The sequence below is a fragment of the Flaviflagellibacter deserti genome, assembly GCF_042652085.1.
Lineage (GTDB): Bacteria > Pseudomonadota > Alphaproteobacteria > Rhizobiales > Methylopilaceae > Flaviflagellibacter > Flaviflagellibacter deserti.
In genome coordinates this window covers 813,473-826,902 of the sequence record NZ_JBHSJF010000006.1, presented here as the reverse complement: position 1 = coordinate 826,902, position 13,430 = coordinate 813,473, and the positions used below count along the sequence as shown (strand labels likewise).

The 13,430-nt window shown below is 64.5% G+C and carries 12 protein-coding genes; 11 read left to right on the top strand and 1 reads right to left on the bottom strand.

Going from position 1 to position 13,430, the window contains the following annotated elements:
- Window positions 1-3: 3 nt before the first annotated feature.
- On the bottom strand, window positions 4-1,596 hold the full coding sequence (locus ACFPFW_RS10995) for an ABC transporter substrate-binding protein (protein ID WP_114957972.1): 1,593 nt from the start codon (window positions 1,594-1,596) through the stop codon (window positions 4-6).
- A 312-nt stretch (window positions 1,597-1,908) separates the two neighbouring features.
- Here ACFPFW_RS10995 and ACFPFW_RS10990 point away from each other — a divergent pair, with 312 nt between their 5' ends.
- From ACFPFW_RS10990 to ACFPFW_RS10940, 11 genes are all read left to right on the top strand, one after another.
- On the top strand, window positions 1,909-2,691 hold the full coding sequence (locus ACFPFW_RS10990; protein WP_114957973.1) for a maleate cis-trans isomerase family protein: 783 nt from the start codon (window positions 1,909-1,911) through the stop codon (window positions 2,689-2,691).
- A 3-nt stretch (window positions 2,692-2,694) separates the two neighbouring features.
- Window positions 2,695-3,402 (top strand): GntR family transcriptional regulator, encoded by a 708-nt coding sequence (locus tag ACFPFW_RS10985; RefSeq protein WP_114957974.1) that lies wholly within the window; start codon window positions 2,695-2,697, stop codon window positions 3,400-3,402.
- A 262-nt stretch (window positions 3,403-3,664) separates the two neighbouring features.
- A complete protein-coding gene (locus tag ACFPFW_RS10980) occupies window positions 3,665-4,759 on the top strand; it encodes an extracellular solute-binding protein (protein ID WP_114957975.1) in 1,095 nt (364 codons plus the stop codon).
- A 72-nt stretch (window positions 4,760-4,831) separates the two neighbouring features.
- Window positions 4,832-5,689, top strand: coding sequence for an ABC transporter permease (locus ACFPFW_RS10975; RefSeq protein ID WP_162799745.1), 858 nt, complete (start codon window positions 4,832-4,834; stop codon window positions 5,687-5,689).
- Window positions 5,686-6,510 (top strand): ABC transporter permease, encoded by an 825-nt coding sequence (locus tag ACFPFW_RS10970; RefSeq protein WP_114957977.1) that lies wholly within the window; start codon window positions 5,686-5,688, stop codon window positions 6,508-6,510. Before ACFPFW_RS10975 ends, ACFPFW_RS10970 begins: the two co-directional genes overlap by 4 nt.
- A gap of 3 nt (window positions 6,511-6,513) precedes the next feature.
- Window positions 6,514-7,593, top strand: coding sequence for an ABC transporter ATP-binding protein (locus ACFPFW_RS10965; protein WP_114957978.1), 1,080 nt, complete (start codon window positions 6,514-6,516; stop codon window positions 7,591-7,593).
- On the top strand, window positions 7,590-9,095 hold the full coding sequence (locus ACFPFW_RS10960; RefSeq protein WP_114957979.1) for an amidohydrolase family protein: 1,506 nt from the start codon (window positions 7,590-7,592) through the stop codon (window positions 9,093-9,095). Before ACFPFW_RS10965 ends, ACFPFW_RS10960 begins: the two co-directional genes overlap by 4 nt.
- The gene (locus ACFPFW_RS10955; RefSeq protein ID WP_114957980.1) at window positions 9,088-9,564 is read left to right on the top strand and encodes a GAF domain-containing protein; all 477 of its coding nucleotides are present in this window, start codon (window positions 9,088-9,090) and stop codon (window positions 9,562-9,564) included. The genes ACFPFW_RS10960 and ACFPFW_RS10955 overlap by 8 nt, the downstream gene beginning before the upstream one ends.
- Window positions 9,565-10,920: an amidohydrolase family protein gene (locus tag ACFPFW_RS10950; protein WP_114957981.1), complete on the top strand. Its 1,356-nt coding sequence runs from the start codon at window positions 9,565-9,567 to the stop codon at window positions 10,918-10,920.
- Between the two features lie 21 nt (window positions 10,921-10,941).
- On the top strand, window positions 10,942-12,171 hold the full coding sequence (locus ACFPFW_RS10945; protein ID WP_114957982.1) for an amidohydrolase family protein: 1,230 nt from the start codon (window positions 10,942-10,944) through the stop codon (window positions 12,169-12,171).
- Between the two features lie 3 nt (window positions 12,172-12,174).
- Window positions 12,175-13,410: an amidase gene (locus ACFPFW_RS10940; protein ID WP_114957983.1), complete on the top strand. Its 1,236-nt coding sequence runs from the start codon at window positions 12,175-12,177 to the stop codon at window positions 13,408-13,410.
- Window positions 13,411-13,430: the final 20 nt, after the last annotated feature.

The following is a 13,430-nucleotide window of genomic DNA, read 5'->3' as shown; positions in this document are numbered from 1 at the left end:
GCGTCAGTCGAGCTTGACCCATTTCAGCTCGAGGCTGTCGTCGGACCGCAGCACGACGCTGACGCCCTTCTTCACGCCCCATGCCAGTCCCGCCTGATGGACCGGGATGTGGCCGAAATCATCCTTGTCGAGCGTCATCGCCTCGGCGATCAGCGCCGAACGCTTGGCCGGATCGATCTCGGTCTCGATCTCCATCGTCAGCTTATCGATCGCGTGGTTCGAGTAATTGCCGACATTGTAGGTGCCGACCTTGTCGACCGGCGTGTTCATCGTATCCTGCAGGGTCGAGTGCGCGTCATAGCTGAGCGGCTGCCAGCCGAGCATCGCGAACGAGGTGTCGCGGGCCAGCACCTTCTCGAAGAACTTGGTGCGGGTCTGCGCATTCAACGTCACCTTGAGGCCGACGCGGGCCAGCATGCCGACGATGGCCTGGCAGATGCGCTCGTCGTTCACGTAGCGGTCGTTCGAGCAGTCCATGCCGAACGAGAAGCCGTTCGGATAACCGGCATCGGCGAGAAGCTTCTTCGCGGCGTCCGCATCATAGGGGATCCGGGTGTCGAGCTTGGCGTCATAGCCATTTATGCCGGGCGCGATCATGGTTCCGGCAACGCGTGACGTGCCACCCATGACCCGGTCGCGGATCGCATTGACGTCGATGGCCTGGTAGATCGCCTGGCGGACACGGCGGTCCTTGAACGGGTTCTTGCCCTTGACGTCGGAGTTCAGAAGCTCGTCGCGCTTCTGGTCCATGTTGAGGAACATCGTGCGCAGTTCGGCGCCCTTGAGGACCTGGTAGGTGCCGGTCCCGTCGATACGCGCGGCGTCCTGCTGCGGCACCGGATAGATCATGTCGACCTCGCCGGAGAGCAGGGCCGCGACACGGGTTGTGTCGGCCTGGATTGGCGTAAAGACCACCTGATCGACATTGGTTTCCTTCTCGCCCCACCATTCCTTGTTCGGGACGAGGATGGTGCGCACGCCGGCCTGGCGGGATTCGATCTTGAACGGGCCGGTGCCGTTGGCGTTGTTCGACGCGAAGTTCTCGACCTTTGCCTTGACGCTCGCCGGCGCGGTGGCGCCGTTTTTCTCCGCCCAGGCCTTGCTCATGATGTAGGTCGAGGTGGTCTGGACCGGCAGGATCGGGTTCGGCTTGGCCATCACCAGATCGACGGTGAAGTCGTCAACCTTCTTGATCTCGGTGACCGAGGCGACGGTGTAGGCCATGTCCGAGCCGTCCTTTTTCACGCGTTGCAGCGAGAAGACCACGTCGTCGGCGGTGAACGGTGAGCCGTCGGCGAACTTGACGCCCGTGCGCAGGTGGAAGCGCCAGACATTCGGTTCGGGCTGCTCCCATTTGGTGGCGAGTGCCGGGACGAGTTCGAGGTTTTTCCCGCGCCCGACCAACGGCTCATAGACCTGGCCGAGCCATGACAGGGTGAAGGTCTCGGCCAGCGCGTGCGGATCGAGCGAGGCGGGATCGACACGATAGGCGTAGCGGAAGACCTTGCCGCCGCCTGCAGGCGCCTGAGCCGTGCTCGGGGAGGAGGCCAGCAGGACTGCGGAAAGGACCGAGGTGAGCAGGATCGGGAAGCGCATTGGCGGAACTCCAGGACGGACTTCTGAATTCAATTGCGCGGCAATCGTGCGACAATTAAGTGTTTACTTAAATATCAAAATCTAGGCATTCCTCTCCCAGAGACGCGACGCCCGGGTTTTGCCGAATACGGCATCACGGCGCGCCTCATCGTTGTGCAATTTTTCAAGTGCATGCAATTGATTATGCGGGCACTTAGGCCGTACGTACGGCATACGAAATGAGTGCTTCCGATCGTGGCGTTACCGCCGTATAGGTCGGGAAAATCGTGACCGACCGAGTCGATCCGGAGCGCCAAGAAAGGCGAGTATTGAATGCAAAATGAGTCCAGTCTCGCCGTCTCGACGCGGTTGATCGGGATGCTGACGCCCTCTTCCAACACCGTGCTCGAGCCCTATACGTCGTTGTTGCTGCAGCCGCTTTTCCCGGACGTGACCGCACATTTCGGGCGCTTCAGGGTGACGCGGATCGCGCTCGACGAGGATGCGAACGAGCAGTTCAAGCAGGAGCCGATCCTGTCCGCGGCCGACCTTCTGGCCGATGCGCGGCCGGACGTGCTGGCCTGGAACGGGACCTCGGCCAGTTGGCTGGGTTTCGATACCGATCAGAGGCTCTGCGACGCGATCGAGAGCCGTACCGGCGTTCCGGCGACGAGCGCCATCCTCAGCCTGAACCGGCTGCTCGCGGAGCGCGGCGTCGAGCGCATCGCCCTCGTCACGCCCTACACGGCGGATGTCGAGGAGAAGATCGCCGGCAATTATGCCCGGATCGGCATCTCAACGGTCGCGCGCCGCCACAGCGGGCTGTCCGACAATTTCTCGTTCGCGGAGGTCTCCGAGCAGACCATCGAGGCGATGTGCGAGGACGTGGCGACAGCGAAGCCGGATGCGATCGCCATCGTGTGCACCAATATGCGCGGCGCGATCGTCGGAGCCGAGGTCGAGCGCCGGACCGGTGTGCCGGTGTTCGATTCCGTTTCGTTCACGCTCTGGGGTTGCCTTCGCGCGCTCGGCGTCTCGATGGCGCCGCTGGCGCGCTTCGGCACGATGTTCGCCGATGACGGGCGCATCTCAGCGCGCTCCCCGGCGGAAGCTTGACCCATGTTGCATGACGATCCTTCCGACGCCGAGATCGCGCTCGAGGAAGGCGCCAGCACCCTGCACGGCCAGGTCGTCGGCAAATTGCGCGGGCTTCTGCTCAGCGGCGAACTGCCGAGCGGTGCGCGCATCTCCGAGGCCGATCTCTGCCGCCGATTCAGCGTGTCGCGAACGCCGCTGCGCGAGGCGCTCAAGGTACTCGCCGCGGAAGGGTTCATCGAGCTGCGCCCCAATCGCGGATCCGTCGTCGCGCCGATCGATCCCGTCGAGATCGCGCATGTGTTCGAGTTCAAGGGCGCGATCGAGCGTCAGATCGGATTGCTGTCGGTGGTACGCTCCCGGGCCGAGGATCGCGCCCGGTTGGAGCGCGTCCACGCCGATCTCGGCGCCGCCGAAACCCACCGCAACCCGGTCGCCTATACGGGGCTGAACCAGGAGTTTCATCACTGCCTTGCAAAGGCGGCGGGAAACCCGGTGCTGCTGCAGACCTACGACAATCTGCAGAAGCGGATCCTGAGGCTCCGGTTCGCGGTCAACCAGAATCTCGACCGGCTCGACCAATCCTTCATCGAGCACGAGGGCATCATGGTGGCGTTTCGTGCGGGCGCGAGACTCGATTTGGCCGAGCGGCTGGAAGAGCATAATCGCCTGACGGGCGAGGCGGTGCTGAAGGCGCTGCGCGACCAGGATGCGGGCCGTTCGGGCGTCTAGCGGCTAGCTGCATTCGGCTCGGTTCGGGTGTGCAGAATTATTGTGCAGGCATGCTGCACAATCCCGATGCGGGCTGCTGTTCTGTCAATAGAACCCATTTAGAAACAACGCTTTGACGTTGATGGCGATGATCGTTTTATCGTCTTTACGCGAGCCTTGCCGGCCCACAAACTAAATAAACACTTGCTTAGAAAGCGAGCCGCCGACAATCATAGGGCGGGCCCGCGAGATCGAGTGCGAACCGACTTTTCGAGGGGCTGTCATGTCATCGATCACCCGCAGAACTTTCACGCAAGGCGCCCTCGCGGGTTCCGGCCTCGCAATGGGCGGCCTGATGGCGCCCGGCATGATCCGCCCGGCGGTGGCCGCGGATCGGCTCATGGTCGTCCAGTGGGGCGCCCAGTGGATCGACGTCTCCAAGCAGCTTCTCACCAAGTACCAGCAGACCAGTGACACGCAGGTCGCCTGGGAACTGCATTCGGGCGGTGCGGCGGCGGTGGTCGCCAAGATCAAGGCGACGTGGCCGAACACCCAGTACAACGTGCTGTCGGTGTGGGACCCGGTGTTCCGTTCGCTGATGGCGGAGGATTGGCTGGTTCCGGTCGACGAGAACATCGTCACCAACCTCAAGACGATCCCGGACCAGTTCATCCAGAAGAACGCGGCCGGCCAGAAGATGACGATCCCGCTCAGCACGGCGGGTGCCTTCTGGGGCTATCGCGAGGACCTGCTGCCGGGCGGTTTCGAGTCGATCGAGGACCTGCTGAAGCCGGAGTTCAAGGGCAAGCTCTGCGTGCCGTATCCGATCAACCTGACGGGCCTGTTCATCGTCAGCTGCGCCATCCAGCGCGGGGGCGACGAGAAGAATGCGGAGCCGGGCTGGGAGTTCGTGAAGGAACTCGCCAAGGCCGGTCAGATCGGCGAAATCTGCACCAGCAATTCCGAGTACATCAATGCGATGGCGACCGGCCAGTACTCGGTCGGCTTCTGGAACAATGGCGGCTGGTTCGCGACCGCGAAGAACTTCCCGGTGAAGATCATGAACCGGATGCCGGACAACAAGGGCTTCCTCTACAATGAAGGCTTTTGCGTCCTGAAGGGCGCGCCCGAGAAGGCGGCGTTCGAGTTCGCGAACTTTTTCGCCGATCCCGCGAATAACGAAATCTACAACATGAATCTTGGCTCGGGACCGACCCAGCCGACCGCCAAGACCAACCCGAAGCTCGATGGCTGGTATTACGCGCCGGACGAGCTCGGCAAGCACGCCTACTTCGCCGATTTCGCCTATCTCGGGAAGGTGATGAACGAGTGGAATGCCCGGTGGGAGAAGGAAATCGTCCCGCTGGTGCGCGGCTGACACTCAAGGTGACGGCTGCGGCTGGCGCCTCCCATCCTTCTGGTTTGAGACATCCCGGTTGAGGCGCGCTCGATGAAGCGACCAGGCCTGACTGCATCCATGCTGTGGCCGGCATTGATCGTCATATTGCCGCTGCTGTTCGGTCCGTTGCTCGTGCTCCTGCACGAGAGCCTGAAGCCGCACATCGCCGGCCGTGTAGGCGGCGATGCGACGAGCGCGCTGACGCTTGAGAACTACGCGCTCCTCGCCGGACCGGAATACGCGCAGTACTTCCTCGACACATTCCGGATCGGCCTGATCAGCACCGTGCTGGCGCTGATGCTGGGCTATCCCATGGCGCATTTTATCGTACGCCGCGCGTCGCCGATCATGCGCCGCATCCTGATCGCCTCGCTGATTGGCACGCTGTTCCTGAGCCTGATCGTCCGCATCTACGCGATCTCGATGACGTTCGGCTCGCTTGGTCCGCTGGCCGGGTTCAGCCGCCTGCTGGGCATTGCGCCGACGAGCCCGAGCGTGGCGGAGCTGATGGTCGTGCTCGGCCTGCTGAACACCACGATGCCGCTCGTCGCGCTGACGCTGATCGGCACGATCCAGAACATCAATCCGAGGCTCGAAGACGCCGCACTGTCTCTCGGCGCGCCGCACTGGAAGACGTTTGTCCAGATCACGCTGGCGATGAGCGTTCCGGGCATCCTGTCGGCGGGCATTATCGGCTACGCGTTCTGCATCAGCAATCTCGTCGTGCCGATGCTGGTTGGGCGCGGCTTCGTGCTGTTCGTCTCGAACCTGATCTATTTCCGGTTTTCGGAGGTGGCGAATTTCCCGAGCGGGGCCGCTCTGTCGATCGTCATGATGGTGATCTCGCTCGGCATCTTCTACGGCCTGCTGCATCTTGTACGTACGCAGTGGCAGGAGGCGGGCAAATGACCAAGCGCCTCGCGGACGCGCTGTTCGGCTCCGTCTACTACCTCTTCCTCGCGAGCTTCATCGGCTTCTCGGCGATCCCGGTGGTCGTGGCGATCGTCCTCTCGTTTGATGCGCGAAGTTTCATCGGGCCGTTTCCACCGACGGCCTTTTCGCTGCAATGGTACGAGAAGTTCCTCGCCGACGACTACTATTACCAGGGGCTTGCCACGAGCCTTTTGGTGTCCGCAATCGCGACGGTCGCCTCGACCGTTCTCGGTGCACTGGCTGCACTCGGGCTCGACCGGGCCGGCTTCCGGGGGCGTAAGGTGCTGCAGGCCATCCTGCTGTCGCCGCTGGTCGTTCCGAACGTCGTCCTCGGCTTCGGCATCCTGATGTTCGCGAGCCGGCTCGGCATCATCGACGGCATGCCGCGGCTGATCATGGGGCACGTCCTGATCACGTTCCCCTATGTGATGCGGACCACGGCGGCATCGCTGGTCGGCATTCGCTCCAGCTATTACGAGGCGGCTCTGAGTCTAGGCGCGCGTCCGTGGAAGGCGCTGCTGCAGATCACCCTGCCACTGGCGCGCACCGGTATCGTCGCGGGCGCGATCTTCGCCTTCGTCACCTCGTTCGACGATGTCGGCATCAGCCTGTTCCTGTCGGACGCGTTCACCTTCACGCTGCCGGTGGCGATCCTGGCGCAGATGCGGGCGAACCTCGACCTGACCATCGCCGCACTGTCCGTCATCTTCATCCTTGCCACCATCCTCATCATCGTCCTGCTCGACCGGCTTGCGGGACTGGACGCCGCCGTCGGGCGCGGCGTTTACGGGCGCTGACACATGGCAGTTCTGGACCTTCAGCACATCAGGAAGAGCTTCGGCTCGTTCACCGCCGTGGACGACGTGACCTTCGAGGTGAACAAGGGCGAAATCGTCGCGCTACTGGGCCCGAGCGGCTGCGGCAAGACGACGACGTTGCGCATGATCGCGGGCTTCGAGCGGCCCGACAGCGGCCGGATCTTCATCGGCGGCGCGGACATGGAGCTTCGGCCGCCCTACGAGCGCAATGTCGGCCTCGTGTTCCAGGACTATGCCCTGTTTCCGCACATGACTGTGGCCGAGAATATTGCCTTCGGCATGAAGAACAGGGGGACGCCGAAAAACGAGATCGCTCCCCGCACGCTGGAGGTCCTGCAGCAGGTCCAGTTGCCCGGCGTCGAAAACCGCAGGCCACACGCATTGAGTGGCGGGCAGCAGCAGCGGGTGGCGCTGGCGCGGGCGCTCGTCACGCGGCCCGACATCATGCTGCTGGACGAGCCGCTGTCGAACCTCGACGCCAAGCTTCGGCTTCAGCTGCGGCGCGAGATCCGCACCATTTTGGCCTCTTTCGAGTGCACGTCGATCATCGTCACGCACGACCAAGAGGAAGCGATGGGGCTGGCCGACCGCATCGTCCTGATGAACCGGGGCCGCATCGAGCAGATCGATACGCCGGCGCGGCTCTATCAATCGCCGAAGACTTTGTTCGCCGCCGATTTCATCGGCCATGCGAACTGGATTCACGGGACGCTCTCGAAAGCGGCCGGCGATGCCGGGATCGTCGCGACGCCGGTTGGCGATGTTCGTGTGACGATGCGCCAAGGCTCGCCCGAGCAGGGACCGGTGACGCTCTGCATACGGCCGGAACGGCTGGCGATCACGGATGGCACAGTGGAGCCCGCGACCCGGATGCAGGCGATTGCCGAGAGCGTCGATATCGTCGGCGCGGATGTCCGCCTCTGGTCGCGCCTGAAGGACGGGACGCTCGTGCAATCGCTCGACAAGAATATCGGTCGCGCGATGCCGCAGCCGGGCAGCGAGGTCATGCTTGGGTTCGGCCCGGACGATTGCGTCGTCCTGCCCGCGAGTGACGCGGCGTGAGCAGGCATCAGCCGTTCGTCATCCGCGGCGGTCTCGTCGCCACTCCCGGCGACGAGGCGGTGCGGCACGCCGATATTCTCGTGATGGACGGGGTGATTGCCGAGATCGGCGCGCCGGGCTTTGAGGTTTCCGACGGCGTCGCGGAAATGGACGCCTCGGACCGGCTGATTATCCCCGGCCTCGTCAATGCGCATACACACAGCCATCTCGCCATAGCCAAGGGCGTGTCGCGCTCGTGGACGCTCGAACTGCACCTGCACAACGGGCCGTGGACCGGCGGCGGGCAGCGGTTTGAGGATCGCTATCTGCTGGCGCAGGCCTCGGCGGCAGAGATGCTGCTGAAGGGCTGCACCGCCTGCTACGACCTCGTCCTCGAACTTCCGGCGCCGACGCCCGAGGGCATGTTCGCGACGGCCGCGGGCTTCGCCGATGCTGGGATGCGGGCGGTAATTGCGCCGATGATGGCCGACCGCACCTTCTGGCGGGCGATCCCGGGCCTCCGCAATGCGCTGCCGAAAGAGCTGCGCGCTACCGTGGACAGCATCACGCTCGCGACAAAAGACGTATCATTAGCGGCGTGCGAACGGATGCTGGAGGACTGGCCGTTCGACCGCTCGGTCGTCCGGCCGGCGCTGGCGCCGACGATCCCGCTTCATTGCTCGGACGATTTCTGGACCGGCTGCCGCGACCTTGCCGAGAAGCATGGCGTCGGCATGCAGGCGCATCTGGCCGAGTCGAAGGTGCAGGCGGTCGCGGGTGCGGCGAGCTACGGACGCAGCCTGACGGCGCATCTCGATTCACTCGGCGTGCTAGGCAGCCATTTCACGGCGGCGCACGGGGTCTGGCTGGATAGGCACGACCTGGACATCCTCGCCCGGCGCGGGGCCTGCGTCGCGCACAATCCGTCCAGCAATTTCCGGCTTGGTAGCGGCATCGCCGATGTTCCGGCAATGCGATCCGCCGGGATCTGCGTCGGCATCGGCAGCGATGCGTGCAGTTGCTCGGACCACCAGAACCTGTTCGAGACGATGCGGCTTGCCTCATACCTGTCGCGCACCGCCTCGCATGAGCCAAACGATTGGCTGACGCCCCGCGACGTGTTCGGGATGGCGACGCGCGGTAGCGCGCGGGCGCTAGGGCTGCAGGATGTGACCGGAGACATCCGCCCCGGCCTTGCCGCGGATCTGGTGCTTCTCGATCTGGCATCGGTCAATTTCACGCCGCTGAACGACGCGCTTTACCAGCTCGTCTTCGCGGAAGAGGGGCGCAGCGTCGACCGCGTCATGGTTGGCGGCCGTGTCGTCGTCGAGGGCGGTGAACTCGTCACGATCGACTACCCGGAGCTTCGACGGAAACTCAACAACCGCGCCAAGGCGATCTTCGAGGCGAACGCGCCGCGCAAGGCTGCCCTCGCGGCGCTCGAACCCTTCGTGAAGCAGTATTGCATCGGCCTCGCGCAGGGGCACCGGCAGGTGGATATCGGGGGGCTCGGCGATGAATGACAATCGCTTCCCAATCGTCCCGGAGCTGGAGGCGATCCTGCGCACGCTGATGGCCGAGACTGGGGCAATGCGCTGCACGGTTCGCGTCGATCATCCGGCCGCGGCCCTGAGCGTCAACGTGCCGTGCGCCGAGGTCCTGGCGCCTGGCGGCGTGTCGATGATGGGCAATTTCTCGGCCGATCACCGCAGGGCGCTGACGGTCCGTCGGGTCGAGGCGACCCGAACGACGCTGATCCAGGGCGATGTCTTCGCCGACCCCGCGCTGGCACCGCCGCCGGCCCTGGTCCAGGAGTTCGGCACGAAGGCGCAGATGGTGGCCCCGCTGATCGGCGATGACGATTACCTTTTCGGCTGGGTGTCGGCGCATTTCGCGGAGGGGCCGCGCGTGTTCTCGGACGCCGACATTGCCGCGATGGAGCGCGCGCGGCAGGCCGTGCTCGGCTTATCCGGCCTTCCGGTGGAGCGCTGAATGTCGGACGCCCGGCGGCCATCACACGTCGACATCCTGATCGAGGACGCCCACATTCTGACGGGCGACCTGATGCGGCCGTCCATCCCGCATGGGCGGATCGGCACGTCAGGCAACCGGCTCGTCCTGGTCGAGGCCGTCGAGGATGGGCCGCCGCCCATCGCCGCGCAGACGATCGGCGGGCGCGGAATGCTCGCGATCCCGGGCCTGATGAACGTCCATACCCATTCCGTCCTGTCGCTGATGCGCGGAACGGCCGAGGACATGGGATTTGCGCCGGCCTATACGAAGGGCGTTCCGCAGGGCCATGTCATTTCGGCGGCGGAGGCGGTCGCGCTGGCCCGGCTCGGCGCGCTCGAATCCCTGAAATTCGGCTCGACGCTCATCAACGATATGTATGTCCATGTCGAGGAGACGCTGCCGGCGATGGCTGAACTCGGGCTTCGCGTAGTGGCGAGCGACCGCATCCATGACGTGGACTTCTCGCGCGTCTCGCAAGGCTTATGGGTCTATGACGCCGCTATCGGCCGCCGTTCACTCGATCGCTGCCTTGCACTTGCCGACCGTTATCAGGGCTCGTTCGATGGCCGGGTGAATGTCGTAATCGGGGCGCATGCGCCGGATACGTGTTCCCGCGACTTCCTGATGGAGATCCGGGCCGCCAGCGAGCGGCACGGTCTGCGCGTGTCCACGCATCTGTCCCAAAGCAAACTCGAAGTCGATTTCATCCAAGAGCGGGAAGGCTGCACGCCGACCGAACTCCTGGACGATATCGGCCTTCTCAACGACCGCCTGATCGCCGCGCACTGCATCGTGCTGAACGACAGCGATATCGCACGTGCCGGTGCGGCCGGCATCAACGTCGCGCATGTGCCGAAGGGCAATGCCGGCGGCGGGATGATAGCGCCGACGCGCAGGCTGCGCGCCGCCGGTGCCAATCTCGCGCTCGCGACCGATAATCTGCTCGGCGACATGGTGGAGGCGATGCGCTGGGCGCTGTGCATCGGACGCCTGCAGGCCGGCACGGTGGAACCCGACTGGCAGCCGGAAGACGTGTTCGCGATGGCGACGATGAATGGTGCCCGCGCGCTCGGCCTCGACGGCGAGCTTGGATCATTGGTGCCGGGCAGGAAGGCCGATGTCGTGCTGATGCACATCGACCGGCCGAGCTTCGTGCCGCTGATCGATCCGCTCGGAAATCTCGTTCACTGCGGGCAGGGCAGCAATGTCCGCGATGTCATCGTCGATGGCGTGATCCGTGTGCGCGACGAAGCAGCGGTCGGCGTCGACGAGGCGGCCATCATGGCCGATGCGCAGAAGGCCAGCGAAAACCTGTGGCGGCGAGCAGCCGCCTGATCGTTCGAGGAGCTAGGACGAATGGATCTCATTGTCAGGAATGCCCGTCTTCCGAACGAGCCCGCGTCAACCGTGGATATCGGCATCGATGGCGGGCGCATCGTGGCAATTGAGCATTTCCTCGCCGCCGACGGAGAGGTGCTCGATGTCGGCGGCCGGCTGGTGGCGCCGGGATTCATCGAGACGCATATCCATCTCGACAAATCGTGCATTCTCGAACGCTGCAACGCCCAGCGCGGCGACCTCAGCGAAGCGATCTCCGAAGTCGCCAAGGCCAAGGCAGGCTTCTCCGCCGAGGACGTCTACGAGCGCGGCCGCCGTACGCTGGAAAAATGCATCCTCAACGGCACGACGCGGATGCGAACGCAGTTGGAGGTCGATCCCGGAATCGGGCTGCGCGGGCTCGAAGGCGTGCTGTCGCTGATCGAGGATTATCGCTGGGCGATCGACGTCGAGATCTGCGTGTTTCCGCAAGAAGGGCTGCTCAACAATCCCGGCACCGACGAGCTGATGGTCGAGGCGCTTAGGCGCGGAGGTCGCGTCGTCGGCGCAGCGCCCTATACAGACAGCGATCCGCACGGGCAGATTGACCGGGTGTTCGAAATGGCCCGGGAATTCGATGTCGATATCGACATGCATCTCGATTTCGGCCCGACCGCCGACACACTCGATCTCGACTATGTCTGCGAACTGGCGGACCGTTTCGGCTGGGGCGGCCGGACGACGATCGGCCATGTCACCAAGCTCGCTGCCGCGAGCCCCGAACGCTTCGCGGCCGCGGCGCGCCGGATGAGCGATTCAGGCGTGGCGCTGACGGCGCTGCCTTCGACTGACCTGTTTCTGATGGGACGCGACCACGACTGCAACCAGACGCGCGGCGTGACCCACACGCACAAGCTTCTCCATCATGGCGTAAACTGCTCGTTGTCGACGAACAACGTGCTCAACCCGTTCACGCCGTTCGGCGATTGCTCGCTGATCCGGATGGCCAATCTGAACGCCAATATCTGCCACATCGGCGCGACCAGCGACATTCGCGAGTGCTTCAGCATGATCACCGACCGGTCGGCGAGGCTGATCAATGCGAAGGACTACGGCATAGAAATCGGCAAGACGGCGGACTTCGTCGTCATCGACTGCTCGACTCCCGAGGAGGCGGTGGCCGAACTGGCGCCCGTGCTTTTCGCCTACAAACGGGGAAAAAGGACGATGACACGCCCTGCCGCGACCCTGCATCGGCCGCAGGTCTAGCCCGTGCCTCGATCGAAAGTCTCAGCCGTCAGGCCGCCGGACGATCCGTTCGGGGCGTTTTGCCAAGACAACCATGTTGTCCACGCCGGGGCGGATGACGGACCGCTTCGCGGCCTGACCTTCGCCGCGAAGGACGTCTTCGACATCAAGGGAAGCCGCACCGGGTTTGGCCATCCCGCCTGGCTAGATTCGCACCCTCCGGCAACTGAAACGGCGACGGCAGTGACGCGTCTCCTCGATGCCGGAGCGACGCTCGCCGGCCGGGCGATCAGCGACGAGCTCTGCTATTCGTTGTCGGGAGACAATTTCCATTACGGCACCCCGACCAATCCCCGCGCCCCGGGGCGGCTCCCCGGCGGATCGTCGAGCGGGTCCGCGGTTGCGGTTGCCGGCGGTCTCGTGGACTTTGCGATCGGGACCGATTGCGGCGGCTCTGTGCGCGTTCCCGCGAGCTATTGCGGCTTGTTCGGCATGCGCCCGACCCATGGGCGGATTCCGCTGCACGGAGTGTCGCGTTTTGCGCCGCGCTTCGACACCGTCGGCTGGTTCGCGCGCGATGCGAATACGTTGCAGACTGTCGGGCAGATTTTGCTTGGCGCGGGCGGGCGGGTCGCGCCGTTCCGGCGCCTGCTGATTGCCGAGGATGCCTTCGAACGGGCCGATCCCGACGTTCGCCAAGCGCTGGAGCCGGGCATTGCCGCGCTCAGGAGCCAGTTTCCGGTTCATGCCGGGGCCGTGCTGAGCGCCGACGGCCTGGGCAAATGGCTCGAGACGTTCCTGATCGTCCAGGCCGGAGAGATCTGGGCGTCGCTCGGTGGCTGGGTCAGGAGCCAGAGGCCGGTTTTCGGAGAGGGCGTGCGCGAGCGGTTTGACCTCGCGTCGCAGATCGAGGCGGACGAGCTGAAGGTGGCGCGCGATCGAGCCGCCGATATTGCCTCGTCGCTCGCGGAGACGATCGGTGAGGGCGACCTGATCGCCCTGCCGACTACTCCGTGTCCTGCTCCGTGGCGGGACATGGCATTGGAGGACATCCAGGTCGAATACCGGCAAAAGGCGATGGCGCTCCTGTGCTCGTCGGGACTCGGCGGGCTGCCGCAGCTGACAATTCCCGTCGGCACTGTGGATGGCGCGCCCGTTGGCCTATCGATCATGGGACGGCGCGGTGCCGACTCGGCTTTGCTTCAACTAGCGGTTGATGTGTTCGGAGACATATCGGCTGACCGGCCGCCACGCGCGTAAAATGGGCGCTCAGGATATGG